23 protein-coding genes are annotated in these 26,067 nt (G+C 72.4%); 8 read left to right on the top strand and 15 right to left on the bottom strand.

What is annotated here, in order from left to right:
- Positions 1-16: 16 nt before the first annotated feature.
- Together malQ and AB0I91_RS23920 are read right to left on the bottom strand one after the other, a co-directional pair.
- The gene (malQ, locus tag AB0I91_RS23915; protein ID WP_499638878.1) at positions 17-1,924 is read right to left on the bottom strand and encodes a 4-alpha-glucanotransferase; all 1,908 of its coding nucleotides are present in this window, start codon (positions 1,922-1,924) and stop codon (positions 17-19) included.
- Positions 1,925-2,045: 121 nt separating this feature from the next.
- Positions 2,046-2,969 (bottom strand): LacI family DNA-binding transcriptional regulator, encoded by a 924-nt coding sequence (locus AB0I91_RS23920; RefSeq protein ID WP_499638900.1) that lies wholly within the window; start codon positions 2,967-2,969, stop codon positions 2,046-2,048.
- A gap of 109 nt (positions 2,970-3,078) precedes the next feature.
- Here AB0I91_RS23920 and AB0I91_RS23925 point away from each other — a divergent pair, with 109 nt between their 5' ends.
- Positions 3,079-3,543, top strand: coding sequence for a peroxiredoxin (locus AB0I91_RS23925; protein ID WP_499638880.1), 465 nt, complete (start codon positions 3,079-3,081; stop codon positions 3,541-3,543).
- A 9-nt stretch (positions 3,544-3,552) separates the two neighbouring features.
- On the opposite strand, the gene AB0I91_RS23930 is transcribed toward AB0I91_RS23925, so the two are convergent.
- The 7 genes from AB0I91_RS23930 to AB0I91_RS23960 all read right to left on the bottom strand — a co-directional run bounded on the left by AB0I91_RS23930 (position 3,553) and on the right by AB0I91_RS23960 (position 12,363).
- Entirely contained in the window at positions 3,553-4,134 is a 582-nt protein-coding gene (locus AB0I91_RS23930) for a TetR/AcrR family transcriptional regulator (protein ID WP_498784204.1), read from the bottom strand.
- A 2-nt stretch (positions 4,135-4,136) separates the two neighbouring features.
- Positions 4,137-5,087 (bottom strand): LLM class F420-dependent oxidoreductase, encoded by a 951-nt coding sequence (locus AB0I91_RS23935; protein WP_499638882.1) that lies wholly within the window; start codon positions 5,085-5,087, stop codon positions 4,137-4,139.
- A gap of 276 nt (positions 5,088-5,363) precedes the next feature.
- The gene (locus tag AB0I91_RS23940) at positions 5,364-6,305 is read right to left on the bottom strand and encodes a M23 family metallopeptidase (protein ID WP_499638884.1); all 942 of its coding nucleotides are present in this window, start codon (positions 6,303-6,305) and stop codon (positions 5,364-5,366) included.
- Between the two features lie 291 nt (positions 6,306-6,596).
- Positions 6,597-8,711, bottom strand: coding sequence for a transglycosylase domain-containing protein (locus AB0I91_RS23945; protein ID WP_498784210.1), 2,115 nt, complete (start codon positions 8,709-8,711; stop codon positions 6,597-6,599).
- Between the two features lie 431 nt (positions 8,712-9,142).
- Positions 9,143-10,216: a PfkB family carbohydrate kinase gene (locus AB0I91_RS23950; protein WP_499613856.1), complete on the bottom strand. Its 1,074-nt coding sequence runs from the start codon at positions 10,214-10,216 to the stop codon at positions 9,143-9,145.
- Positions 10,217-10,238: 22 nt separating this feature from the next.
- The gene (gene shbA / locus AB0I91_RS23955; RefSeq protein ID WP_498784214.1) at positions 10,239-10,937 is read right to left on the bottom strand and encodes an RNA polymerase sigma factor ShbA; all 699 of its coding nucleotides are present in this window, start codon (positions 10,935-10,937) and stop codon (positions 10,239-10,241) included.
- A gap of 178 nt (positions 10,938-11,115) precedes the next feature.
- Entirely contained in the window at positions 11,116-12,363 is a 1,248-nt protein-coding gene (locus AB0I91_RS23960) for a class I SAM-dependent methyltransferase (protein WP_499613853.1), read from the bottom strand.
- Between the two features lie 221 nt (positions 12,364-12,584).
- Between AB0I91_RS23960 and AB0I91_RS23965 the strand changes: the two genes are divergently transcribed.
- Genes AB0I91_RS23965 through AB0I91_RS23975 form a run of 3 tightly spaced genes read left to right on the top strand, consistent with a single transcriptional unit; the run spans position 12,585 to position 14,248 of the window.
- Positions 12,585-13,430 (top strand): alpha/beta fold hydrolase, encoded by an 846-nt coding sequence (locus AB0I91_RS23965; protein WP_499638886.1) that lies wholly within the window; start codon positions 12,585-12,587, stop codon positions 13,428-13,430.
- A gap of 37 nt (positions 13,431-13,467) precedes the next feature.
- The gene (locus AB0I91_RS23970; protein WP_498784218.1) at positions 13,468-13,653 is read left to right on the top strand and encodes a helix-turn-helix domain-containing protein; all 186 of its coding nucleotides are present in this window, start codon (positions 13,468-13,470) and stop codon (positions 13,651-13,653) included.
- Positions 13,654-13,657: 4 nt separating this feature from the next.
- Positions 13,658-14,248, top strand: a complete 591-nt coding sequence (locus AB0I91_RS23975) for a nucleotidyltransferase family protein (protein WP_499638888.1) — start codon at positions 13,658-13,660, stop codon at positions 14,246-14,248.
- Positions 14,249-14,321: 73 nt separating this feature from the next.
- On the opposite strand, the gene AB0I91_RS23980 is transcribed toward AB0I91_RS23975, so the two are convergent.
- Positions 14,322-14,945: a hypothetical protein gene (locus AB0I91_RS23980; RefSeq protein WP_498784222.1), complete on the bottom strand. Its 624-nt coding sequence runs from the start codon at positions 14,943-14,945 to the stop codon at positions 14,322-14,324.
- Between the two features lie 22 nt (positions 14,946-14,967).
- On the bottom strand, positions 14,968-15,786 hold the full coding sequence (locus AB0I91_RS23985) for a lysozyme (protein ID WP_499613848.1): 819 nt from the start codon (positions 15,784-15,786) through the stop codon (positions 14,968-14,970).
- A gap of 303 nt (positions 15,787-16,089) precedes the next feature.
- Here AB0I91_RS23985 and AB0I91_RS23990 point away from each other — a divergent pair, with 303 nt between their 5' ends.
- Both AB0I91_RS23990 and AB0I91_RS23995 read left to right on the top strand, forming a co-directional pair.
- Positions 16,090-16,479 (top strand): hypothetical protein, encoded by a 390-nt coding sequence (locus AB0I91_RS23990; RefSeq protein ID WP_499613846.1) that lies wholly within the window; start codon positions 16,090-16,092, stop codon positions 16,477-16,479.
- Positions 16,480-16,613: 134 nt separating this feature from the next.
- Complete coding sequence (locus tag AB0I91_RS23995; RefSeq protein WP_498784228.1) at positions 16,614-18,746, top strand: transglycosylase domain-containing protein; 2,133 nt, start codon at positions 16,614-16,616, stop codon at positions 18,744-18,746.
- Positions 18,747-19,285: 539 nt separating this feature from the next.
- On the opposite strand, the gene AB0I91_RS24000 is transcribed toward AB0I91_RS23995, so the two are convergent.
- Positions 19,286-20,050, bottom strand: coding sequence for a DeoR/GlpR family DNA-binding transcription regulator (locus tag AB0I91_RS24000; RefSeq protein ID WP_498784230.1), 765 nt, complete (start codon positions 20,048-20,050; stop codon positions 19,286-19,288).
- Between the two features lie 103 nt (positions 20,051-20,153).
- On the opposite strand from AB0I91_RS24000, the gene AB0I91_RS24005 reads away from it, so the two are divergent.
- Both AB0I91_RS24005 and AB0I91_RS24010 read left to right on the top strand, forming a co-directional pair.
- Complete coding sequence (locus AB0I91_RS24005; RefSeq protein WP_498784232.1) at positions 20,154-20,894, top strand: SIS domain-containing protein; 741 nt, start codon at positions 20,154-20,156, stop codon at positions 20,892-20,894.
- 86 nt (positions 20,895-20,980) lie between these two features.
- Positions 20,981-22,525, top strand: coding sequence for a penicillin-binding transpeptidase domain-containing protein (locus AB0I91_RS24010; protein ID WP_498784234.1), 1,545 nt, complete (start codon positions 20,981-20,983; stop codon positions 22,523-22,525).
- 37 nt (positions 22,526-22,562) lie between these two features.
- Here the strand turns inward: AB0I91_RS24010 and AB0I91_RS24015 are convergent, their stop codons facing one another.
- The 3 genes from AB0I91_RS24015 to AB0I91_RS24025 form a co-directional block, all read right to left on the bottom strand.
- A complete protein-coding gene (locus AB0I91_RS24015) occupies positions 22,563-24,443 on the bottom strand; it encodes an ABC transporter ATP-binding protein (RefSeq protein ID WP_499638890.1) in 1,881 nt (626 codons plus the stop codon).
- Positions 24,444-24,801: 358 nt separating this feature from the next.
- Positions 24,802-25,617: an enoyl-CoA hydratase/isomerase family protein gene (locus AB0I91_RS24020; protein WP_498784237.1), complete on the bottom strand. Its 816-nt coding sequence runs from the start codon at positions 25,615-25,617 to the stop codon at positions 24,802-24,804.
- Positions 25,618-25,683: 66 nt separating this feature from the next.
- Complete coding sequence (locus AB0I91_RS24025) at positions 25,684-25,893, bottom strand: helix-turn-helix domain-containing protein (protein ID WP_015103570.1); 210 nt, start codon at positions 25,891-25,893, stop codon at positions 25,684-25,686.
- Positions 25,894-26,067 lie beyond the last annotated feature (174 nt).

Here is a 26,067-nt window from a genome sequence, read left to right on the forward strand (position 1 = left end):
ACGTGCACGTTGCGCTTCACCGCGCACCGGACCCGCCCGCCGCGGACGGGCGGGAGCCCGCCAGCGCGCCCGCCACCCGCCGCACGCCCGGGTCGTCGAACAGGTCGGCGAGCGCCAGGGGCAGCGGGATGCGCCAGTTCGGGTACTGGTCGGTGGTGCCCGGCAGGTTCGGCTGGCGCGTCTCGCCCAGCGCGTCCTGCGGCGATGTCAGCACGAGCACGGAACGGACCTTCGCGAGCAGAGCGTGGAACCCGGTAACCAAGTCATCGGCAGGCACACCTTCCTGCTTGAGGAGTTCGAGCAACTCGGCCCGCTCTCGCTCGGCTGCTTGATATTCCCCGTCCACCGGCCCGTCAAACTGCCCCAGCTCGGCTCGCACCCGAACGTGTTCGGCGGCGAGGAACCCGGCCACCGTCGGCAGGTCGTGGGTGGAGATGCTCGCCATCGCCGACGCGGTCCACTTCTCCGGCGGGATGAGCGGGTGGTCCGGCAGGTCGTACTCGCGCTGGAACCACAGCACGGCCGAGCTGAGCATCCCGTGCTCGTGCAACGCCTCGGTGACCTTCGGCTCCACCGTGCCCAGGTCCTCGCCCACGACGACGGCGCCCGCCCGGTGCGCCTCCAGCGTCAGCACGGCGAGCATCGCGTCCGGGTCGTAGTGGACGTACGTGCCGCGCCCGGGCGCCTCGCCCGGCGGGATCCACCACAGCCGCCACAGGCCCGCGACGTGGTCGATGCGGATGCCGTCCGCGTGCCGCAGCACGCTGCGCACCACGGCCCGGAACGGCTCGTAGCCCTGCTCGGCGAGCCGGTCGGGCCGCCACGGCGGCAGGCCCCAGTCCTGGCCGAGGCGGCTGAACGCGTCCGGCGGCGCGCCGACCGTGACGTCCGCGGCGAACGCGTCCCGCACCGCCCACGTGTCCGCGCCGCCGGGGTGCACGCCGACCGGCAGGTCGTGCACGACGCCGACGGGCATGCCCGCGTCGCGCGCGGCCCGGCGCGCGGCGGCAAGTTGCTGCTCGCACAGCTCCTGCAACCACGCGTGGAACGCCACCCGTTCGGGGTCGGCGGTGGCCGTGGCCGGGTCGCGCTGCGCCGGCGGCCACTCGCGCCAGTCGGGGCCGTGCGCCTCGGCCAGCGCGCAGAACCGGGCGAAGTCCAGCAGGTCGCCCTCGGGCGCGCGGTGCTCCTCGTGCCGCCAGAGCAGTTCGAGCGCCTTGGCCTTGGCGGTCCACACGGCGTCGTAGTCGATCAGTTCGGTGTCGTTGGGCGGGCGCAGCGCGTCGATCTCCGCGCGGGTCGCGGCGTCGGCGGCCCGGTAGGCCGGGATGTCGGAGATCCGCAGGTAGAGCGGGTTGGCGAAGCGGCGGCTCGACGGCGAGTACGGCGAGCGCTCCACCGGCAGGGTGGGGCTGATCGCCTGCACCGGGTTGACCAGCAGCACGCCCGCGCCGAGCTCGGCCGCGCTGCGCCGGGCCAGGGTCGCCAGGTCGGCGTAGTCGCCCATGCCCCACGACTGCGCCGAGCGCATCGCGTAGAGCTGGAGCATCCAACCCCACGCCCGGGGGACGGGCGGGAGCTTGCGCGGCGCGACGATCACGGTCCGCGCACCGAGCCGGTGGTAGCCGAGCGGCAGGGCGGCGGGCAGCTCGACCCGGCCGCCGTCCTCCAGCTCGACCGTGCGGGTTCCTTCCGGGCCGCTCTCGTCCAGCACCTCGCCCTCGCGCAGGACGACCGTGCTCGGGGGTGGTTTCGGCGCGGCGAGCGCGCGTCGCACCGCCTCCGGCGTCGAGGCGTCCACGTCCAGCTGCGCGAGCACCGCGACGACCACGTCGGGGTCGACGTCCGCTCGGCGTTGGTTGGCGTCCTCGTAGTGGGTGGCCACGCCGTGGGCCTCGGCCAGTGCCGCGAGCTCGTCGTCCACGTCGGACAGCTTCGCCTTCCCCGTCGGTTCGAATCCAGACCGGTGACAGGTGGTCACCCGAAGGTTGCAGGAGGTTGCCCGTGGTTGATAACCCAGCCGAGTGACGTCCAAACCTCGACGGTCACACTTCGCGTGCCGGACCGGTCGATTCGCGCACCACGAGCCGCACCGACGGCGGCTCGGTCTCGTCCCGCTCGCCGCGCAACCGGGTCAGCAGCACCTCGACGGCGTGCTCGCCGCGCTCGCGCCACGCGCCCTCCACCGCCGTCATGCCGACGGCGCGCGCCAGGTCCGTGCCCTCCAGGCTGACGATCGACACGTCGCCGGGCACGTCGCGCCCGTCACGGCGCAGCCGCAGGAACACGCCGAGCGCCACCTCGCCGCTCGTGCTGATCACCGCGGACGGCAGGCGCTCGCCGTCCAGCAGCGCGTCCACCACCTGCTCGCCGCCCGCCACCGTCGAGGACGACCACAGCGTCCACTCCGGACGGAGTGCCAGGCCCTGCTCGAGGAGCACCTCGTCGTAGGACTCGTCGATGTCGCCGGCGAGGACCAGCGCGACGTCCCGGTGGCCCGCCGCGGTGAGGTGGCCGACGGCCAGCCGCAGCGCCTCGCGCAGGTCGTCGTCCCACACCGCGACCACGGGCACGTCCAGGCCCGCCAGCGCGGCGTCCTCGGCGTCGGTGAGGTTGACCGCCAGCGCCAGCACGCCGTCGACCCGCCGGGCCAGCGGCAGCTCCTCGAAGAACCGCTCGCGCGCCTCGTCGTCGCGCAGCACGTAGAGCAGCACGTCGTACCCGGCCTGCCGCAACGCGCCCTCCGCGCCCGCGAGCAGGTCGCCGCGGCCGACGTCGGCCGTGAGCACCGCGACGGCGTACCGGCGCCCGCCCGCGAGGCTGGAGGCGTCCCGGGCGATCGCGTACCGCATGCGCTTGGCGACCTCGGTGACGTACCGGCGGGTCGCGTCGGACACGCCGGGCTCGCCGCGCAGCGCGCGCGACACCGTCGCCGCGGACACACCGGCGGCCCGCGCCACGTCGGACATGCTCGTCAACTCACACCTCCCGGCCTGGTACGAGATTAGCGAGAACCGTACGGTTGCCTCGTCGCGAGCACCCTGCGAGACGTGATCGACACCCTGCGGAAGGACTGCCATGAAGGCCGGCGACCAGGCACCCGACTTCACCCTGCCCGACCAGGACGGCACGTCGCGCGCGCTGTCCGACCTGCTCGCCGACGGGCCGGTGGTGCTGTTCTTCTACCCCGCCGCGATGACCTCCGGGTGCACCGCGGAGAGCTGCCACTTCCGCGACCTGGCGACCGAATTCGCCCAGGTCGGGGCGCAGCGGGTGGGCATCAGCCCGGACTCCGTGCAGCGGCAGAACCAGTTCGCCGCCCTGCACGACTTCGACTACCCGCTGCTGTCGGACGTCGACGGCGAGGTGGCCGCGGCGTTCGGCGTGAAGCGCCGCTTCGGCCCGCTGCCCGTGAAGCGGCACACGTTCGTCATCGACACCGACCGCACCGTGATCGAAGTCATCAAATCCGAGTTCGCCATGAACGCGCACGCCGACAAGGCGCTGACCGCGCTGCGCGAACGGGCCAACCGCGCGGGCTGACCCCCGCCGTCACGGCCGCAGCCCGGCGAGCACGAAGTCGGCGATCTCGGCGCCGAGCCGCGCCGGCGACTTGGGCCCGTCCGGCCGGTACCAGGTCGGCAGCTGGTTGACCACGCCCAGCGCGATCAGGACCACCGTGTCGGCGGGCACGGCCGAGCCGAACTCGCCGTCCCGCTGGGCCTGCTCGACCACCGACCGGAACGTCTCGTGGTAGCGCCGCCGCTCGGACCGGAAGGCGGCCATCCGGTCCGCGTCGAGCCGGTGCATCTCGCGCACGAACACCGCGGTCTCGTCCACGCTGTCGGCCGTCGTCTCGACCAGGCTGACCACGATCCGCCGCACCGTGGTGGCCGCGTCCAGCCCGGCCGCCACGATCGCGTCGAGGTCCGCCATCTGCCGCCCGATCAGGGAGCGGTAGATCTCGAACAGCAGGTCGTCCTTGGAGCCGAAGTAGTGGTAGAGCGCGCCCTTGGTGACCGAGGCGGCCTCGACGACCTCCTGCACGGTCGTCGCGTCGAACCCCTTGGCGGCGAACAACCGCACGGCCGCGCCCACGATCCGCTCGGGCGTCGCCCCGGTCCGCCGCGCCACGGTCAGGCCCCCGGCGCCAGCGCGCGCACCAGGTCGAACTGGTCCGCGCCGGTGGGCAGCAGGGCGATGACGGGCGTGTCGACGCCGTTGGACGCGTACTCGGCCACGCGCGCGCGGCACTCGTCCACGCTGCCGTGCACGATCAGCGCGTCCACCACCTCGTCCGGGATGAGCGCGGCGGCGCCACGCCGGTCGCCGGACGCCCACGCCTCGTGCATCGGGCGCAGCGCCTCGCCCCGGCCGAGCCAGTCGTGGAACGCCGCGTAGACGGGGACGGTCAGGTAGGTGCTGATCAGCATGCGGCCCAGCGCGCGGGCGGCGTCGGCGTCCTCGGTCGGGCACACGAAGATCCGGGCGGCCAGCTCGCCGCCGCTCATCTCGGCGCGCACCTTGGGCACGTCGTCGGCGGCGAGCCAGTTCGTGATGGCGCCGTCGGCCTCGCGGCCGGCCAGCCGCAGCATCCCGGGGCGCAGCGCGGCCAGCATGATCGGCACCGGCTGCTCGGGCGCGCGCTCCAGCTTGAAGCCGCGCACGGCGAACGTCTCGTACTCCTCGGACACCTTCTCGCCCGCCAGCGCGGCCTTGAGGAACCGCAGCGTGTCCCGGGTGCGCTTGAACGGCTCGCTGAACGGCACGCCGTTCCACCGCTCGACGATCGCGGGCGAGGACGACCCGATGCCCAGCACGAACCGCCCGCCGGACACCTCGGCCAGCGTCGCGGCGGTCATGGCCAGCGTCGCCGGCCCGCGCGTGTAGACGGGCGCGATGGCGGTGCCGAGCCGGACGCGGTCGGACCACTGCGCGGCGAGCGCCAGCGGCGTGAACGCGTCGGTGCCCGCGGTCTCGGCCGACCACACGTCGGTGTAGCCGAGCTCGGCGAGTTCGGCCACCAGCGCGCGGTGGTCGAGCACCGGCACGCCCGTCAGCGGCAGGGTGATTCCCCAACGACCCACGATCGCCTCCCTGAAGGTGTCCGGCCGCCACCGTACCTCAGGTACCGACCAGTCGGTATGCCATGGTCGCACGGCCGGGTGACGCAGCACACGTGCCACCCACCCCCGGGTCGGGTACCCGGACGGTGCGCAGACCGCCCCGAACGCCGTTCTGCCCCGCCGGAGTGAGCCCGGCGGGGCAGAACGTGGTACGCGCCGACAAGCCCGTCGTGCGTGGCCCAGGCGCGGGGTTCGCGCGTGTCTAGCGTCAGCGCGCTTGCCGCAGTGCGCGAGGTCTCAGAGGGAGATGCCGCGCTCGCCCAGCCAGCCGACCGGGTCGATCTTCTGCGAGCCGTTGATCCACACCTCGAAGTGCAGGTGGGGTCCGGTGGACTGGCCGCGGTTGCCCATGGTGGCGATCTGCTGGCCCGCGTGGACCTGCTGACCGGCCGACACGAGGGTCTCGTTGACGTGGCCGTAGACGGTGATGGTGCCGTCGTTGTGCTGCACGCGCACCCACAGGCCGAAGCCGGACGCCGGGCCCGCCTCGACCACGACGCCGTCCATCGCGGACAGGATCGGGGTGCCGATGGAGTTCGCGATGTCCACGCCGTAGTGCGTCGTGCCCCAGCGGGCGCCGAAGCCGGACGTGAACGAGCCCTCGGCGGGCTTGGCGACCGTCGGACGCCGTGCCGCGGCGGCAGCGGCCTCCTCGGCGGCCTTCTGCTCGGCCGCCCGGCCCTGCTCCTCGGCGATCCGGGCGTTCTCGGCGTCGACGCGGGCCTGCTCGGCCGCCGCGGCCTCCTGCTGCCGCTTCTGCTCGGCCTGCCGGGCGACGAAGCCCTCGGACGCGTGGCGGATCGCCTGGTCGACGTGCTGCCGGACGAGGAGCCCTTCGGAGCGCATCAGCTTCGCCGCCTCGAACGCGGGGTCGACGGCGTGCACCGTGCGGACGTCGGCCTGTCGGGGTGCCGAGCTGTGGACGAGCGCCGCCGCCAGGTCCGAGCTGGCGCCGACCGGGAGGAACCGGGTGTCGCCACCGTCGAACCCGCCGCCGGCGGCGCCCACGCCGGTGGCGAGGGCGCCTGCCGCGACCACTGCGGCCGCGACCCGGCCACTAACGGGCTTCCGATCGCACTCGGCGCGATGGGAGCGGTTGCGGGACGGGGTGCGGGGCGCGAGGAACGCGCGTCGACCGTCCGCTTTCGTGTGCCGTGCCAAGGTAGTGCCTTCCTGCATCGGGGAGCACGGCCCGGCCACAGGGACACCTGGCGGGGGATCCAGGCTGGCGGCGCTTTCGGGGAGCGACGCCGTGTCCCTATGGTGACCGAACCGTGACATGCGGCGGGGACCGTAACCCGATGTAACAAGAAAGGGCAAGCCTCAGCACTACGACTAGTGCTTTTTGGTGACACACCCCACTGATCGTCACACTACGTGTTCGAGTAACCGTAAGTTCCGTATCAGGCCGTTATAAAAGCCCAGGTCAGAGGCAACTTTGGGCGTGACGTAACCCGTGACGAAGGTCGACTACCGGTAGCGCGGGTTCACCGGCGGCAGGTCGGCCGGGGGCTTGCCCTCGTGGATCACCCGCATGGCGTTGAACCACGTCGGCGCAGCCACCTGACCACCGTAAACACCGCCGGCGTCGTTCGTGCCGCACAGCCTCGGCGGGGTGCCGTTGCAGATCACCTGCGGCGCCACCCCATCGGTGAACGTCATGACCGCCCCGGCGAACTGCGGAGTGGCGCCCATGAACGCCACGGACCAGTGGTTCTCGGTGGTGCCGGTCTTGCCGATCATCGGCCGGTTCCAGCCGGACGCCGCGCCCGCCGCCGTGCCGCCGGGCTTGGTGTCCGCGCTCATGCCGACGGCCAGCGCGTTCGCCACCTCGGGCGCGACGGCCTGGTCGCACGGCGCTTCCTTCAGCTGCACGGGCCGGCCGTTGCGGTCGACGACCTTCTCCACCGGCGTCGGCGGGCACCACTTGCCGCCGCTCACGATCGTCGCCGCGACGTTCGACAGCTCCAGCACGCTGGTCGGGCCCGCGCCGAGGGTGAACGAGCCGCTGTTGTCCCGCTTGTAGACGTCGCCCTGGGACGGGCCGTTGGAGCCGTCGGCCTTGAGCGGGTCGCCGCGCCAGTCGACGCCCTGCATCGACTCGCGCAACCCGAGCCGGTAGGCCATGTCGACCACGTTGTTCAGCCCGGCCTTCTCCTCCAGGATGATGAACGCGGTGTTGGGCGACTGGGCCAGCGCCTCGGTCAAGGTCATCTTTTCCTTGTAGTCGCCCGCGTTCTTGACCGTGTAGGGCTTGCTGCCGTCCTTGTAGACCTTCGAGGTGTAGGTCTTCGGCACGTCGATCTGCTTGTCGATGCCCGTGACGCCGCGCTCCAGCGCCGACGCGGCGGTGAACACCTTGTAGATCGAGCCCGCGCCGAACTTGGTCACCTCGGCGGGGATGGAGTAGGCGCTCTGCCCGGCGTCGGCGTTGTTGCCGAAGTCGCGGTTGGCGGCCAGCGCGCGCACCCGGTGCTTGTCCGCGCCCGGCTCCACCACGGCCATCGCGTTGGCGATGCCCGGCTGGGTCTTGGGCACCTGCGCCATGGCCGCGTCCTTGGCCGCGCGGGTCGCGACCGGGTCCATCGTGGTGGTGATCGTGTACCCGCCGCGCAGCAGCTCCTCGGTCGGGAGGCCCGCCTTCTCCAGGTAGTCGACCAGGTAGCGGCAGAAGAAGCCGTAGACCGGGCCGTCGCCCGCGCCGACGCAGCCGTTGGGCAGCAGCTTCAGGTCGGGGACGACGCCGATGTCGGTGGCCTTGTACTCGGCGGCCTTCTCGTCGGCGACCTTCGCGTCGGGGCCGAACGCGCCGTTGTCGCGCATCCGGTCGATCACGGTGTTGCGGCGCTTGATCGCGGCGTCCACGTCGGAGCCCGGGTTGAGCCTGCTCGGCTCGTTGACCAGGCCGGCGAGCATCGCGGCCTGCGGCACGGTCAGCTTGTCCGGGGTGGTGTCGAAGTAGGTGCGGGCGGCCGCGCCGACGCCGAACGCGCCGTTGCCGAACGGGACGACGTTGAGGTAGGCGGTGAGGATCTCGTCCTTGCTCATCTTCTGCTCGAGCTGGGTGGCGATCCGGGCCTCGCTGATCTTGCGGCCCAACGTCACCTCGGTCGCCTTCTCGTAAGCCTCCTCCGAGCCCTTGCCGACCACGAAGGCGAGGTAGTTCTTCACGTACTGCTGGGTCAGGGTCGAGGCGCCCTGGGTGGTCTCGCCGTCGACGCCCGCCTTGGCGGCGGCACGGGCGATGCCCTGCCAGTCCACGCCCTTGTGCTCGAAGAACCGCTTGTCCTCGATCGCGATGATCGCGGCCTTCATCGTGTCCGCGATGCCCTCGGACGGCACGGGCACCCGGTACTGGTCGTAGAGGTAGGCGATCGGCTGGCCGTGCATGTCCAGCACGGTCGTCACGAGGGGCAGCTCGGCCTTGGTCAACTCACCGGAGGTCTGGTCCACCGTGTCCGCGGCCCGGTTGGACGCCAGGCCGAGACCCCCGACCACCGGGAACAGCACCGCCGCGACGAGCACGCCCGCCATCAGGCACAACCCCACCAACTTGACCAGACCTGTCGCGCGCGCGGCGAACACCGACCAGCAACCCCTTCCACAACCCCGCGGGAACCCCCACTGACTAAGTCGCACGAAGAGCACCGCGGGTTGCTCCGCGAGGAGCACAAGTTTCGGGCGCGATCTTCGACGACGGTTGTCGAAGTTACTCCTGCCCACCGGAGCCCGTGGTCAAACCCCACTGGGCCGGACGGCGGAGCCCGCCAGGCACCGCGAGGTGATCAGCCTCACGCCCACCCGGCGGCACGCCCACCCCCGTCGGCGCTGGGTCCGATCGGTGCGGCGACAGGTCCATGATCGAACAGGTGTTCGCCGCCGACAAGATCACGATCGGGTGGTTCCGGCGGGCTTTCCGGCGTGTCGGCGGCGGTGCTCGGTCGGCGGTCCTCAGTCGGCAGCAGCAAGGCAGCGGCGGGCGGTCCGGCGGTGGCGGGCGGCGCGGGTGGTGGTGGTCAGTCGGAGGCGCGTAGGCGGATGGTTGCGCTGGCCCGGCGGACCTCGACCCCCGTGTGGTTCGGCAGCACGTCCTCCAGGAAGCCGTAGCCCTTGAGCTCCTCGTCCGGCCGCCGCGACACCGTCCGCCACCACGTGGCGATGTCCACCCACCCCGGCGCCGACAGCGACCCGCCGAAGTGCTGCACCGACAGCGCGGCGCACAGGTTCGCGAACCGCACCCGGTCTGCCAGCGGCCAGCCCGACAAGGTCCCGAGCACGAACCCGGCGCCGAACACGTCCCCCGCGCCGGTCGAGTCCAGCGGCGCGACGTTCAGCCCCGGCACGTCCACCACCTCCCCGGTGGCCGAGTCGACCGCCACCGCTCCCCCACCACCCCGCGTCACCACCACCACGGGCACGTGCTCGGCCAACGCCATCGCAGCGCGCTCAGGCGTGTCGCTGCGCGTGTACCGCTGGGCCTCGGCGTCGTTGGGCAGGAACACGTCGTAGTGCTCCAGCCGCCGCAGCAGCTCGGGCGCCCACAGCTCGGTCCGGTCCCACCCGATGTCGGCGAACAGCAGCGCACCCTGCTCCTTCGACTGGGTCACCCACCGCTCGTCCTCGGCGCCCACGTGCACGAAGCACGCCCGCGTCCGCGGCGGCGGGTTCAGGATCTCGTCGGCCGACACCGGCGGCCGGTGGCCGTGCGTCACCATCGACCGGTCGCGGTCCATCGCCATGGAGACGGTCACCGGCGAGTGCCAGCCGTAGTACCGGCGGCAGTAGGTGAGGTCGACGCCCTCCTGCTCGGCCAGCACCTCCCAGCAGAAGTCGCCGTAGGCGTCCTCGCCGAACGCGGCGGACAGCGCGGTCCGCAGTTGCAGCCTGCTCAGCGCCACGGCGAGGTTGGCGATGCCGCCCGGGCACGACCCGAGCCCCTCGGCCCAGACCTCCGTGCCCGGCGCGGGCGGCCGGGGCAGGCCGGTGAAGATGATGTCGAGGAACACCGTCCCGGACAGCAGCACGTCGAACACCGGTTCCGACGCGGGGGGTGAAGCCGACGGAGTCACGAGCGGAGGCGTGGCGGCCATGACCCAACGATGCCAGGCCGGGTCAGCCGTCGACAGCCGCGAACATCTCGCGCATTCGGGCCAGCGCACGGTGCTGCGCGACGCGCACCGCGCCCGCGGTCGAGCCGACGGCCGCCGCCGTCTCCTCCGCCGACAGCCCCACCGCGACCCTGAGCACCAGGATCTCCCGCTGCCGCTCCGGCAGCTTCTGCAGCAGCTGCGCGACGTGGCCGATCAGCTCACCCGTCATGGCCCGCTGCTCCGGCCCGGCCTCCAGGGTCGGCGTGTCCGGCAGCTCGGGCACGACTTCGGCCCGGCTGCGCACCGCGCGTCTTCGCGCGTCGGCCACCTTGTGCGCGGCGATCCCGTACACGAAGGCCAGGAACGAGCCCGGCTCGTAGCGGTACGTGCCCAGCGCCGACACCACGGCCAGGCAGACCTCCTGGGCGATGTCCTCCGCCGAGACGAGCGTGCGCTCCCTCGACCCGACCCTGGCCCGGCAGTAGCGCAGCACCAGCGGCTGGATGCGCGCCAGGAGCTGGCCGATCGCGCGCGGCTCCCCGAGCAGCGCCTCGTCGACCAGCTCGGACAGCTCGGCCTCCGCCAGCCACTGGGCGGTCACCTGTCGCGGGCCCTCGCCGACGACCAGCCTGACCTCGGGCCGACCGGGCACGTCAGCGGCGTAGCGGACCGCGCCGACCCCCACCTCGACGTCGGCCCGCACGGACGCTTGCTGCACCATCCGGCGACCTCCTCACCCTCTGTCGGACCTCCGGCCATCCCGGCTCACTGATGAGGAGCACGCAGCGGGGCTCCTGATACCGCACAGGCCAAAGCCGACCACGATCCGACGCAGCGTGGTCAGGACAGCACCCGACCGTGACGGCGGACGAGCCGTTCGGCCCAGTGACGGTGATCGGCTACTTCACCGCGGCGAACTGGCGGACACCCAGGTAGCCCACCCGGAAGCCCGCTTCGGAGTAGGCCAGGTAGAACTCCCACATCCGCCGGAACGTCTCGTCGAAGCCGAGCGAGGCCACCTCGTCCCACCGGGACAGGAACCGCTCCCGCCACCGGCGCAGGGTCTCGGCGTAGTCGCGGCCGAACTCGCGGCTGTCGACCACCCGCATCGAGGTGTGCTCGCGCACGGCGTCCTCGATCGCCCGGACGGACGGGATCAGGCCGCCGGGGAAGATGTACTTGTGCATCCAGGTGTAGCTGGACGCGCTCGCGAGCATCCGGTCGTGCGGCATGGTGATGGACTGCAGCCCGAACCGGCCGCCGGGGGCCAGCGCCCGGTCGACCGCGGCGAAGTAGGCGGGCCAGTGCTCCGCGCCCACGGCCTCGATCATCTCGACCGACACCACCGCGTCGTACCGGCCGCGTTCCTCCCGGTAGTCGCGCAGGTGGACGGTGACGCGGTCGCCGACACCGGCCTCCTCCGCCCGCCGCACGGCCAGCGCGCGCTGCTCGGCGGAGAGGGTCAGGGAGGTCACGGTCGCGCCGCGCCGCGCGGCCCGGATGGCCAGCGCGCCCCAGCCGGTGCCGATCTCCAGCACCCGGCTGCCCGCGCGCACGCCCGCGTAGTCCAGCACGCCGTCGATCTTGCGCAGCTGCGCGTCGGCCAGCGTGCCGCCGGAGCCGTCGAACCAGGCCGACGAGTAGGTCATCGTGTCGTCGAGGAACACCCGGAACAGGTCGTTGGACAGGTCGTAGTGCCGGTGGACGTTCCGCCGCGCGTTGACGACGTCGTTGCCGTCGGAGGCGGGGTGGCGGCGTTCGACCCAGCGGCGCAGCGGCTGCAGCCCCGGCGGGATCAGGGTGGTCAGCTTCGCCGCGAACGCGGTCAGCAGGTCGGCGAGCGCGGTGGACGTCCAGTCGCCGACCATGTACCCCTCGCCGAACCCGATCTTGACGTCCACGCCGAGCCGGCGGAAGAACGCCTCGGGCCGGTGCACGCGCAGGTCGGGCGCGCCCGGACCGCCCGCGCCGAGCACCTGCCCGCCGGGCAGCAGCACGCGCACCGGCAACGCGCGCACGGCGCGGCGGAACAGGACCTCGGCGATCCGCGCCCGCACGACGGACCGGGGCGGGCTCCACAGGCCGGGCCAGACGCCCTCGCCCGGGCGGGGCAGGTCGAGGGGACGCCGGCTGGTTCTGGGCATCATGTCGGCCACTCCTGGGGCTGCCGGCGCGCGGTGCCCACAACGCCGTGGATCGCCGGCGGCCGTCGGACGGGTGGTGGCGCCGGCCCACGCGTGGCCGGCGCCCTTTCATGGTGGCACCGCCGGTGGTGCGGGCAAGTCGGTGCCGGAGCGGCGGCCCGGCGCGACTTCGGCCCGCCACCGCGCGCGAGAATGCGCACCGGAACACGTGGACCGGTCGAGGGATGGGACTGAAGATCACCGTGATCGAACAGCTGAGCGTGCGGACCGACGAGGGCGACTTCGACGCGATCGCGGCAGGCCCCGAGGACGGCCGGCCGGTGTTGCTGCTGCACGGCTTCCCGGAGGCCGCCGTCGAGTGGGAGCACCAGGTGGCGGTGCTCGGCCGCGGGGGTTTCCGCGCGGTGGCGTTCGACCAGCGCGGCTACTCCCCCGGCGTGCGGCCGGAGCGGGCGGCCGAGTACGGCGTCGACGCGCTGGTCGGCGACGTGCTGGCGGTGGCGGACTCGTTCGGCTGGTCGACCTTCGACCTGGTCGGCCACGACTGGGGCGGCGCGGTGGCGTGGTGGACCGCGGCCGAGCACCCCGAACGGGTGCGGAAGCTCGCCGTGGTGTCCACGCCGCACCCCGGCGCGTTCGCCGAGGCCCTGCGCACCGACGAGGACCAGCACCTGCGGTCCGGGTACATGACCGACTGGCGCAACGGCGGCACCGAGCAGCGGATGCTGGCCGACGACGGCGCGGCGCTGCGGCAGATGTTCGAGTGGCGGGTGCCGCCGAGCCGGGTGGACGAGTACGTGCGGCGGCTGTCCGAGCCGGGCGCGCTGACGGCCGCGCTGAACTGGTACCGCGCCGGGCGTCCGGGCGGCAAGGCCGGGAAGGTGTCCGTGCCCACGATGTACGTGTGGAGCACCGAGGACGTGGCGTTCGGGTCGACGGCGGCGTTGAGCACCGGCGACTGGGTCACCGGCCCGTACCGGTTCGAGATGCTGGAGGACGTGTCGCACTGGGTGCCGGAAGAGGCGCCGGAGGCGTTGACGGCACTCCTTTTGGAGCATCTCGCGTCCTGATTGAACCGCTGCCGCGCTGCCGCACGTGTTCTCGCGTATGACGGAGTTGACCTACTCGGAGCGCAGGGTCGCGACCCTCGCCGCGTGTGGCCACAGCAACCGGGCGATCGCGATGCGGTTGCACATCACCGTGAGCACGGTGGAACAGCACCTGACCAGGGTCTACCGCAAGCTGGCGGTGGCCAGCCGGGCGGAGTTGAGGGGGCACGAGGCCCTAGTGTGACCGCATGCCGGTCGCGGGGTTGCTGCTCGCCGCGGGCGCCGGGCGGCGGTTCGGCGGGCCCAAGGCGCTGGTGTCGCACGGCGGCGTGCTGTGGGTCGACCGGGCGGCGGCGGTGCTGCGGGACGCCGGGTGCGCGCCGGTCGTCGTGGTGCTCGGCGCCTCGGCGTCGTCCGTGCGCGCGCGGGCCGCGCTGGACGGCTGCGTCGTGGTCGACAACCCCGACTGGGCCACTGGCATGGGTTCGTCGCTGCGCGCCGGGCTGGCCGCGCTGACCGGTGGCGAGGTCGGTGCGGTCGTCGACGCAGTGGTCGACGCGGTGGTCGTGCTGCCGGTGGACACGCCGGGCGTCACGGTGGCGGCGGTCGAGCGCTTGGGGGCGTTGGCGTCGCCGACGGCGCTGGCGCGTGCCTCGTACGGCGGCGCGCCCGGCCACCCCGTGCTGCTCGGCTCGGCGCACTGGGCGGCGGTGGCCGCGTCGGCGGTCGGTGACGCGGGCGCGCGGGACTACCTGCGGGCGCACGGTGCGCTGGACGTGCCGTGCGGCGACGTGGCCGACGGCGACGACGTGGACCACCCGCGCGACCTGCCCCGGTGAAGCGCGCCGCGCCCGGGTCGGCTTCTCCGTGCCGGGCCGCTCGCGGTGGCGGTCGGGCGCGGCGGCAGTTCCTTCAGGCCGACGTCGGGCGTTGCTCCTCGGCGTCCGGCTGCACGACGGGCAGCGGGCCGGAGATGATGCGCGGCATCGGCACGTCGAGCGGCGGCTCGGTGTCCGCGGTCCAGCGGTCCGGCCCGTCCACGTGGGTCGCGAGCAGGGCACGTGCCTCCGCGGTCGCCTCCTGCACGATCTCGCGGGCGCGCTGCTCGGCCTCGGCCAGCCGCCGTTGCGTCTCCTGCTCGGTCTCGTCGAGCAGCACGGCCTGCTGCCGCGCCACCTCCTCGGCCCGCTTGAGCATCTGCTCGCTGCGCTCCCGCGCGTCGGTCTCGAAGGCGTCCGCCTTCTGCCTGGCCACGTGCATCAGGTAGCGGATGCAGCCGGACACCGCGTTGTCCTTCGCGTAACCCGCGTGCAGCACCCGGTACTCGCCGAGCTCGCTGCGCGCGTCCTCCAGCTCCCGCATCAGGTCGTCGGCGGTGGCCACGGCGCCGTCCCGGTCCGTCCGCAGCACCTCCAGCTCCTCCCGCAGGCGGGCCAGCTCCCACCTGGTGCGGATCAGCTCCTCGTCCACTTGTCGCCGGTCGTAGCCGCGCCACCGCACGGGGAAGGGCGTGCCCTGGGACTTGTCGATGTGCATGGCTGCCGCCGTTCCGGACGACTCAGCCCCGGGCCAGCGCCACGAGGTCGTCCATGGTGCCGTTGAACAGGTTCTGGTCGATCGGGGTCGACGTGTGCTGCCAGATCGCGTGCGCCGACCAGCGGTGCGGCAGCGGGCCCACGCTGTCGGCGTAGCGGGCCACCCACACCGGGTTCGTCGCGGTGAAGTCACCGAGGCGGCCCGTGCACAGGTCCCACCACGTGGTGGACGTGTAGATCACCGGCCAGCGGCCGGTGCGGAAGTGGTAGGTGTCGCTGAACTGGCGGATCCAGGCCACCATCGCCTCGGGCGCGAGGCCGTAGCACTTGTCGTCGCCGTACGGGTTGTACTCGACGTCGAGGGCGCCGGGCAGCGTGCTGCCGTCGGCGGCCCAGCCGCCGCCGTGGTCGACGAAGTAGTTCGCCTGCGCCGCGCCGTCGGACTTGTCGGGCAGCGCGAAGTGGTACGCGCCGCGGACCATGCCCACCTGGTGCGAGCCGCCGTACTGCTGGCCGTAGTTCGGGTTGACGTAACCGGTGCCTTCGGTGGCCTTGACGTAGGCGAACCGCATCCCCTGGTTCCACCAGTGCGGCCAGTCGACGTCGCCCTGGTGGCTGCTCACGTCCATGCCCGGGACGGTCGGGCCGGTGAGCACGAGTTCGTCCGCGTCGACCGGGTTCGCGCCCTCGTGCTTGGCGATCTGCGAGCCCGCGGCGTGGTCGGCGGCGTCCTCCGCGCCCGGCTCCGCCCCGGTCGCCGGCACGTGCAGGGCGGCGAGGCAGGCGAGCACCACCGCCGACGCGGTCGCGAGGGACGGCCACTTGTGGGATCGCGCCGGCATTGGACTTCCTCCCCGTCACCCCGCCTCGGCGGAGCCGTGCTCGACTCGGCGACTCGCGGCGGCTCGGCGCCGGCTCGCGGCCGTGGCTTTCTGCTCGAACGGCTACCACCGCTGGTGCCCGGACAACCTGAAGAAGTCGTTTACACCTGAACGAATGACAGAAGCCGTCTTTCGCGGCACGCCACGTGATCGAATGGTGTGCGTGGGTGACGATCAATTCGTCGACCGCCGGGGAAAGCCGGCATGAAGTTCCACTTCCGGGGGCACTCACCCGGTGAGCGCGACGCACAGAAGGTGAGAACCATGACCTCGACCTCAGTGGATTGGGAGCCGTTCATCGAGTCACTGCACGAGGCGGCCGGCCTGTGGGACCGCGGCCTCGCGTGCCGGGCCAGTCGACAGCAGGTCGACGAGGACGTCGACGCCGACCCGCCGCGGGTCGTGCCGATCACCGAGGCCGAGGCGGAACGGCTGATGAGGGCCGTGGCGTTCCTCGCGCGGCGGCTCAGCGTGGCCGCCGAGTGCGTCGTCTACGTGACCGCCGAGTCGAGGCTGGAACCCACCGAGGGCGATCCGGGGGCGCAGGCCGACGCGCTGTCGCTGACCGCGCTGCACGCCGCCGCGATGCGGCACGCGGCCGACCTCGCCAGCGCCGCCTTCAACCGCTCCGACGCCCACTACGACGCGGCGTAGCACCACCGTGCGTAGAATCGTCCACGAACGGGTGAACAATGCGGTGTTAAACGTCGGACCGCGATTGTCCAGACGTTGCGGTGAACCCGACTCCGCGGTGTTTCCGCCGCCCGTCCGAGCGTAACTCCCCAGTCATGCGCACCGCCTCCCTCGCGAAACTCATGGGCCTCTGCCTCGTGGCCGGGTTGCTGCTCGCCGGGATGGCGATCCCGGTCGTCGGAGCCGCCGGCCTGGTGTCGAACCGGATGAGCGACCACGTCGCGGCCACCACGGTCAACATGCTGGACTCGCCGCCGCCGCTGATGACGACGATCACGGACAAGGACGGCGTCCCGTTCGCCTACCTCTACGACCAGTACCGCGTGCTCACGCCGCCGGACAAGGTCGCGCAGGTCATGAAGGACGCGCTGGTGTCCGCCGAGGACCGCCGGTTCTACGAGCACCACGGCGTCGACTGGCTGGCCACGCTGCGCGCCGCGATGCGCAACCAGTCCGAGGGCAGCACCACGCAGGGCGCGTCCACGATCACGCAGCAGTACGTCAAGAACCACCTCGTGCACGTGCTGGAGCGGGAGGACGTCAGCGGGCAGAAGAAGGCGCAGGAGCAGACGATCGCCCGCAAGCTGCGCGAGGCGCGCATCGCCGTGCACGTCGAGTCCCAGCTGAGCAAGGACGAGATCCTGTCGCGGTACCTGGACGTGGTGCCGTTCGGCGGCACGATCTACGGCATCGCGGCGGCGTCCCAGGCGTACTTCAACACCACGCCGGACGTGTTGACCGTGCCGCAGGCGGCGATGCTCGCCGGGATGGTGAACAGCCCGACGTTCCTCGACCCGGAGGCCCGGCCGGACAAGGCGGTCGAGCGGCGGAACATGGTCATCGACCTGATGGTGGAGAACGCCAAGCTGTCGCACGAGCAGGCCGAGGTGCACAAGCGCGCGCCGCTGGGTTTGGCCACGCCGGTCCGTCCACTGTCGACGGGGTGCGTCGGGTCCGGGGTGGAGTTCGGGTTCTACTGCTCGTTCGTGGTCAACCACCTGACCCGCAACGGTTACTCGTTGAACGAGTTGAAGATCGGCGGCTACACGATCCAGACCACCCTGGACCGCGACCTCACGCGGCAGGCCAAGCAGGCGGCCGAGGCGCAGGTGCCGAAGACGACGGAGGGCATCGCGAACACGGCGGCGGTCGTGCGGCCGGGCAAGGAGCGGCACGAGGTGGTGGCGCTGGCGGCCAACCGCGACTACGGGCTGCACAAGGACCAGTTCCAGACGCAGTTCGACCTGCCGAGCGCGGTGGAGAACAAGTTCGGTGCCGGGTCGGTGTACAAGGTGTTCACGGCCGCGGCGGCGTTGGAGAAGGGCGGGCTCGGGATCGAGAGCATCGTCGAGTCGCCCGGTTCGCACACCTCACGCGTGTTCCGCGGTGGCGCGCCGGGGTGTCCGGGCACCGGTGAGCCGTTCACGTACTGGTACTGCCTGCGCAACCACGACGGCAGCTACCCGCCCCGGATGCCGTTGAAGGAGGCGTTGGCGACCTCCCCCAACACGGCGTTCGTGATCCTGGAAGAGCGGGTCGGGTTGGACTCGGTGGTCGACATGGCGTACCGGCTGGGGATGCGGGACACGTTGGCGACGAACATCGCGGGCGTGCCGCCGGACCCGAAGTCGAAGCAGAAGGAGTTGCGGGTGACGCAGGCGGACTTCTACAAGGGGTCCGGGAACGCGTCGTTCACCCTCGGGCCGGCGCCGACCAGCACGCTGGAACTGGCGAACGTGGCGGCGACCCTGATGTCGGGCGGCGTGTGGTGCCCGCCGACGCCGATCATGAAGATCACCGACCGGCACGGGAAGGACACGGGGTACGCCGACCAGCCGTGCGAGCAGGCCGTGGAGGAGCCGTTGGCGAACGCGCTGGCGGTCGGGCTGAGCGAGGACGACCAGGGTCGCGGCACGGCCGCGGCGGCGGCGAAGGATTTCGGGTGGACCCGGCCGGCGCTCGGGAAGACCGGGACGACGGAGGAGTACAAGTCAGCCGCGTTCCTGGGTGCGACAGCCGACTACGCCGGGGCCGTGCAGGTGTTCAACGACAGCACGTCGCCACGGGGCATCTGCGTGAAGGCGGGCCCACCCCGCCTGTGCGGCGAGGGTGACATCTACGGCGGCACCCTGCCCGCGAAGACGTGGTTCGACTTCATGACCAAGGCCCACGCCAACCTGCCGGAGAAACCACTGCCCCCGGTAGAACCCCGCTACCGCCGCCCCTGACGGGCCGCCGACCACCACACCCGCCCCGGTCCCCACCCCCGGCACCCGCCACGCCCGACCCGTCACCCCGCCACGCCCGCCCCGGTCCACACCGGCACCCCTCATGCCCGTCCCGGTCCCCGCCCGTCACACCATCGAGTGATCATCGCCCGAAAATGTACGGAAACACTGTTACCGCCCCTCGGTTGATTATGCCGAGCGCCGAACCACCCCGCCGTCCCTCACCACCCCGACCCCACCCGACACACCGCCACGGCCCTACCACCACGCCGCCGCCCCACCGCCCACCGCCACGCCTCGCACCCGCCTCCCAGCCATCCCGGATCGACGCGACCCGGCCCGCACGTGCCTCCTGACGACGCCCGGCCCGCCCGGGTCGCCCCGGCGACCCGGGCCCGAGCGGATTGCCCCTTGCAGCGCACCCCGAGCGACTACCCGCCCGCAGCACGCGCACCCGGCCCACCCCGCACCCGGCCCACCCCGGTGCCGCCCGGCCCGTCGCGACCCGCGCGCGACGCGGCCCCACGCGCACCCCGGCGTCAGACAAGCCTCACCTCCACCCCTGCCTCACGAATCCGGCTCACCTCCTCCTCCGGCGCGTCCGAGTCGGTGACCAGCACGTCGATCTCCTCCACCGGGCACACCCGCCCGAACGCCGTGCGCCCGAACTTCGAGCTGTCGATCGCCGCGATCACCCGCGCCGACGCCTCGACCGCCGCCCGCTTCACCGCACCCTCGCCCAGGTCGTGCGCCGACACCCCGTTGCGCGCACTCAGCCCACAGCTGCCGAGCACCATCGTGTCGAACCGCATCACGCGGAACGCGTGCTCCGTCAACGGCCCCACGAACGCGAGCTCACCGGGCCGGATGTCGCCGCCCGGCAACACCATCCGCACCTGCTCCGCGCCCCGCAGCTCGTCCGCCGAGTGCAACGACAGCGGCAGGACGGTCAGCCGCCGGTCGACCAGCCACCGCGCCACCTCCACCGCGGTGCTGCCGCCGTCGAGCACCACGGTCTCGCCGTCGTCCAGCAGACCGGCGACCGCGCCACCGATCCGCCGCTTCGCCTCCAACCGCTGCCGCGCCCGCGCCGCGTAAGGCGTCTCCTCCCCCGTCAACATGCTCACCGCCGCACCGCGCACGCGCCGGAGCAGCCCTTCCCGCTCCAGCACGTCGAGATCGCGCCGCACCGTCATCTCCGAAGTGCCCACCAGGTCCGCCAGGACACCGACGGACACCCGCTCGCCGCCCCGCAAGCGGTGGAGGATTTTTTCGTGACGCCAGGACACATCCATGGCGTTCATTTGAACACCGACGATGTTCAAGGGTCAACACCCTGGCGAGTGATGGGACGATCCGGTAGGACTTGGCACCGGCACCGTTTGGTATAGACCACTGGAGGACCGCATGACGACCGAGCCCGTGACCGACACCGACTACGGCGACGTCGTGCGCACCCACCTCACCAGGGTGGAGCAGCAGAACGCGGCGGCCCTGGACGACGTGGCCGAACTGGTGCTGGCGAGCGTCCGCGCGGACGGCATGGTGCTCACGGCGGGCGCGGGCCACTCCCTCGCCGCCGTCGCCGAGACGTTCTACCGCGCCGGCGGCCTCGCCTGCGTCCGCCCGATCTACCACCCCGAACTGCTGCCCATGCACGGCGCGGTGAGCAGCACGTCCGCCGAACGCCGCTCCGGCCTCGCCGCCGAGGTGCTGCGCGAAGCGGGCCTGGCCGCGCACGACGTGCTGTTCGTCTTCTCCACCTCCGGCGTGAACCCGTACCCGGTGGAGCTGGCCGTGCTCGCGGCGGACGCGGGCTGCCCCGTGGTCGCGGTGACGTCGGTCGCGGCGAGCGCGCTCGCACCCCGCCGTGCGGGCACCACGCTCGCCGAGAACGCCACCGTGGTGCTGGACAACATGGTGCCGCCGGGCGACGCGACCTACCCGCTCGCGAACCCCGTCACCGCCGCCGTGTCCACGATCGCGACCGCGTTCCTGTGGAACCTGCTGATGGTGCGCCTGTTCGACAAGGCCGCCGAGGCGGGCGTGCCGCTGCCGCTGTGGCGCAGCGCGAACGTCGAGGGCGGCGACGCGGCCAACGCCGACCTGCTGCGCAAGTACCAGACTCGGGTGCCGCAGCTGGGCTGAGTCGGCTTTCACGAATTCTCCACACGTCCGGGTTAATCTCCGGACGCCAAGGGGGGAATTTCGTGAACAAGAGGATGAAACGCTGGGTGTTGGCAGGTGGGGGCGCCGCGGCGGTCACGGTGATCGTCGCGGGCGTGCTCGTGCTGTGGTCGGGCGACGAGCCCTCAGCCAAGAAGCCCGAACGGGTGGCTCCGGGCGTCGTCGCCCAGCAGTTCTTCACCGCCATGACGTCCGGTCAGGCGGGACAGGCGGCGGCGGTCACCGACGCGGCGGACGCGGCCGGCGCGGTGATCGCCCGCACCCGGCAGGGCATGCCGGGCGCGTCGTTCCAGGCGCAGCTCGGCCGGCTGCCGCAGGTCGCCGACGGCGTCACGACGGCCGAGGTGGACGCGAACGTCACATGGACGTTGCCGGGCGGCGTGCCGCTCGAGTACGCGACCAAGGTCGAGCTGCGGCTGGTGGACGACCGGTGGCTCGTGCACTGGTCGCCGTCCGTGCTGCACCCGCAGCTCGCGGAGGGCCAGAGCCTGGCCTACACCACGACGCCCGCGGACGGCCAGTTGTTCGACCGCACGGGTCGGCCGGTGCCGGCGGACTTCGCGCCCGTGGTGATGAACTCCGTGCGGCAGGCCGTCGGCACGTTGAAGGGCACGCCGGGGTGGCAGGTCGCCGTCGTGGACGCGGCGGGGACGGCGGTGGCCGTGCTCCAGGAGCAGAAGGCGCAGGCCGCGCGGTCGATGACGGTCACGCTGGACCCCAAGACGCAGGCCGCCGCGCAGGCCGCGGTCGACCAGGTCGGCGGTCAGCAGGCCATGCTGGTGGCGGTCCAGCCGTCGACCGGCGAGATCCTGGCGGTGGCGCAGAACGCGGCGGTCGGGAACGACCCGCTCGCGCTCTACGGCCACTACGAGCCGGGGTCGACGTTCAAGGTCGTCACGGCGACCGCGGCGTTGACCGGTGGCCTGGCCACGGCGGACACCCCGGTGGCGTGCCCGGGCAAGGCGACCATCGGCACCCGGCAGATCACCAACGACGACTCGTTCGAGCTGGGCACGGTGCCGCTGCACCGGGCGTTCGCGGCGTCGTGCAACACCAGCTTCAGCCGGCTCGCGGCGGACCTGCCCGCGACCGCGCTGCCCCAGGCCGCCGCCTACTTCGGGCTCGCGTCGGACTTCACGGTCGCGGGCATCACCACGAACACCGGCAAGATCCCGCCCGCCGAGTCCGTGCCGGCCAGGGTGGAGGCGGGCATCGGCCAAGGCGAGACGCAGGTGACGCCGTTCGGCATGGCGCTGGTCGCGGCCACGGTGGCCAACGGCCGCACGCCCGTGCCGCAGCTGATCCGGGAGATCCCGACCGAGGGCCAGGCGCCGGCGGCGTTGCCGGGTGGGGTGACGGGCGCGTTGCGCTCGATGATGGCCGAGGTCGTCACCGGCGGCACGGCGCGCGAACTGGCCGGGTACGGCGCGGTGCGCGGCAAGACCGGGACCGCCCAGTTCGGTGACGGCACGCGGTCGCACGGCTGGTTCATGGGCTACCGGGGTGACGTCGCGTTCGCCGTGCTGGTGGTGAACGGCGGCTCGTCCAAGGTCGCGGTGGCCGCCACCGGCACGTTCCTCGGCGCGCTCTAGCGGCACCTTCCGCGTGGCGCGCCCGGACGGCACGCGGTCAGACGGCCGACTCCAGGTCCGCGGCGGGCGCTTCGTCGAACTGCGTGCGGTACAGCTCGGCGTAGCGCCCCTCGGCCGCCAGGAGTTCGGCGTGCGTGCCGCGTTCCACCACGCGCCCGGCCTCCACGACCAGGATCTGGTCGGCCGCGCGGATCGTGGACAGCCGGTGCGCGATCACCACCGCCGTCCGACCGCGCAACGCCTCGGTCAGCGCGACCTGCACCGCGGCCTCCGACTCGGAGTCCAGGTGCGCGGTCGCCTCGTCCAGGATGACCACGCGCGGCCGGGCCAGGAGCAGCCGGGCGATGGTGAGCCGCTGCCGTTCGCCGCCGGAGAGCCGGTAGCCGCGTTCGCCGACCACGGTGTCGAGGCCGTCGGGCAGCGATTCGACGAGGTGGTCCAGGCGCGCGCGGCGCAACGCGTCCCACAGCTCGTCCTCGGTCGCCTCCGGTCGCGGGTAGGTCAGGTTCGCGCGGATCGTGTCGTGGAACAGGTGACCGTCCTGGGTGACGACGCCGACGGTCTGCCGGATCGAGTCGAACGCCAGCTCGCGCACGTCCACACCGGACAGCCGGACCGCGCCGGAGTCGGTGTCGTAGAGCCGCGGGACGAGTGAGGCGATGGTCGACTTGCCCGCGCCGGACGAGCCGACGAGCGCCACCATCCGACCGGGCTCGGCGCGGAAGCTGATGCCGTGCAACACCTCCTCGCCACCGCGTGTGTCCAATGTGGCCACTGATTCCAATGAGGCGAGTGAGACCTTGTCCGCCGCCGGGTAGGCGAAGCGGACGTCGTCGAACTCGACGGAGACCGGGCCGTCGGGCACGCGGCGCGGTTGGTCCGGTTCGGCGATCATCGGCTTGAGGTCGAGGACCTCGAAGACGCGTTCGAACGACACGAGCGCGGTCATCACGTCGACCCGCGCGTTGGCGAGGGCGGTGAGCGGCGAGTAGAGGCGGGTCAGCAGGAGGGCGAGCGAGACGACGGTGCCGGCGGCCAGGTCGCCGGTCAGCGCGAGGTAGCCGCCGAGGCCGTAGACCAGGGCTTGGGCGAGGGCGGAGACCAGGGTCAGGCCGGTCATGAACCAGCGGGTGGCCATCGCCGTGCGGACGCCGATGTCGCGGACGCGCGCGGCCCGTTCGCCGAACTCGGCGCTCTCGTCCTCCGGTCGGCCGAACAGCTTCACCAGCGTCGCGCCCGGTGCGGAGAACCGCTCGGTCATCTGGGTGGTCATGCCCGCGTTCAGGGTCGAGGCTTCGCGCTGGAGGTCCGCCATCCGGTTGCCCATGCGCCGCGCGGGGATCACGAAGACGGGCAGCAGCACCAGGGCGAGCGCGGTCACCTGCCACGAAAGGGTGAACATCACGCCCAGGGAGAGCCCCAGTTGGATGACATTGGTGACCACGCCGGAGAGCGTCGAGGTGAACGCCCGCTGCGCGCCGATCACGTCGTTGTTCAACCGGCTGACCAACGCGCCGGTGCGCGTTCGGGTGAAGAACGCGATGGGCATGCGCTGCACGTGCTCGTACACGGCGCGCCGCAGGTCGTGGATGAGGCCTTCCCCGATCCGCGCCGACTGCCACCGCTCGACCAACCCGAGCCCCGCGTCCACCACCGCGATGACCGCGATCACCACGGCCAGCCACACGACGACCGACACGTCCCGGCCGCCGACGATCGCGTCCACCACGCGTCCCGCCAACACCGGCGTGCTGACCGCGAGCACCGCCGACACGACCGTGAGCAGCAGGAACACGACCAACTTCGCCCGGTGCGGCCTGGCGAAAGCCAGCACTCGCCGGAACGTCCCACGCCGCACCGCCGTCGGCGCGTCCGACGCACGCATCGCGCTGCGCATCAATCCCCAGGATCCGTCCACGCCAGACGGTAACGCCACCGGCCCTCTCGACGTTCCCGCACCCGCCGGCGACACGCGGTCAGGGAAGCGTTTGCGTAGGGCTCCGGCTCCGGCTCCGGCCCCGGCCCCGGCTCGGGCTCCGGCTCGGGCTCCGGCTCCGGCTCCGGCTCCGGCTCGGGGTCGGGGTCGGGCTCCGGCTCGGCTGCGTGGGCGGGGTGGCGGTGGGCGGGGCGGGGTGGCGGCGGAGCGGGGTGGCGGTGGGGCGGGGTGGTTCGGGGTAGGCGGGGTGGTTCGGGGCTCGGTCATATCAACCGATGTACGGGAACAGTGTTTCCGTACATTTTTGGCCCGATCTCACCCGATCGTGTTCGGCCGCACGTCAGCCCTGACCGCCGAGCAGGGCGGTCAGCTCACCGAGCCTGCGCAGCTGGGCCTCGCGCTCGGCCCGCAGCTGCTCCTCCTCCGAAGCACCATCGGCCGCAGACGCCAGCAGCGCCAACGTCTCCCGCACGGCGCCGGGCATCGGCTGCAGCAACTGCCCGACGAACGCGTCGACCGCGCCGTCCAACCCGTCCACGGGCACGACGGAGTTCGCGAGGCCGATCCGCAACGCCTCCTCGGCGCCGACCCGCCGCCCCGTCAGGCAGATCTCGGCCGCGCGCGAGTACCCGACCAGGCGCACCAGGGGCAGCGTGCCGCCGAGGTCGGGCACCAGGCCGAGCGAGGTCTCGGCCATGCAGAACTTGGCGTCGTCGGCGGCCACGCGGAAGTCGCACGCCAGGGCGAGCTGGAAGCCCGCGCCGATCGCGTGCCCGCGCACCGCGGCGATCGTCACCCGAGCCGGGTCGCGCAGCCAGCGGAAGCCCTCTTGGAACTCCGCGATCAGCGCGGCGCCTGCTTCGGGTCCCCGTCGCGTGATCTCCGGCAGACCCGGTTCGCCCTCCACCGGGGCGCCCGTGAACATGCGCCGGTCGAGCCCGGCGGAGAAGGCGCGACCGGAACCCCGGACGACCACGACGCGGACGTCCGGGCCCAGCTGTTCACCGATCGTCCGCAACGCCACCCAGGTCGACGGCGTCTGTGCGTTGAGCACGTCGGGACGGTCGAGCGTGATCGTCGCGCGCGGTCCGTCCACGACGAGCCGCACGCCTCCGCGTTCCAGCAGGTCGGCGTCGATGGTGGTCGGTGCCGACATGCGTGAACCTCCGGGTTTCGTCAGGCGTCGTCTCTCCCCGACGCCATGTGGTTACCGGAGGGTAGCTTACTTCTTCTTCGTGCGGGTGGCGCCACCGCGACCGCGCAGCTGCACACCGGACTCGCTGAGAACCCGGTGCACGAAGCCGTAGGAGCGCCCGGTGGACTCGGCCAACGCCCGGATGCTCGCGCCCTTTTCGTACTTCTTCTTCAGGTCAGCGGCCAGCTTGTCCCGCGTGGCGCCGGTGATCCGGGCGCCCTTCTTCAGGTCAGCCACCTTGTCCCGCCTTCCGTAGACAGCAGGTCGGGCCTTCGAAAGCCCCTGTCGTCGCAATGATCGAACACGAAGACCAAGAACGCCAGGTGATCAAGCGAAATGATCTGCGAGCGGTCGTTTGATCACGCAGAGTCGATCAGTGCTCACGTTCGGGTGAGAGAGGCGAAACCCGTT

It is taken from the genome of Actinosynnema sp. NPDC049800, from assembly GCF_040656635.1.
Classification (GTDB): Bacteria; Actinomycetota; Actinomycetes; order Mycobacteriales; family Pseudonocardiaceae; genus Actinosynnema.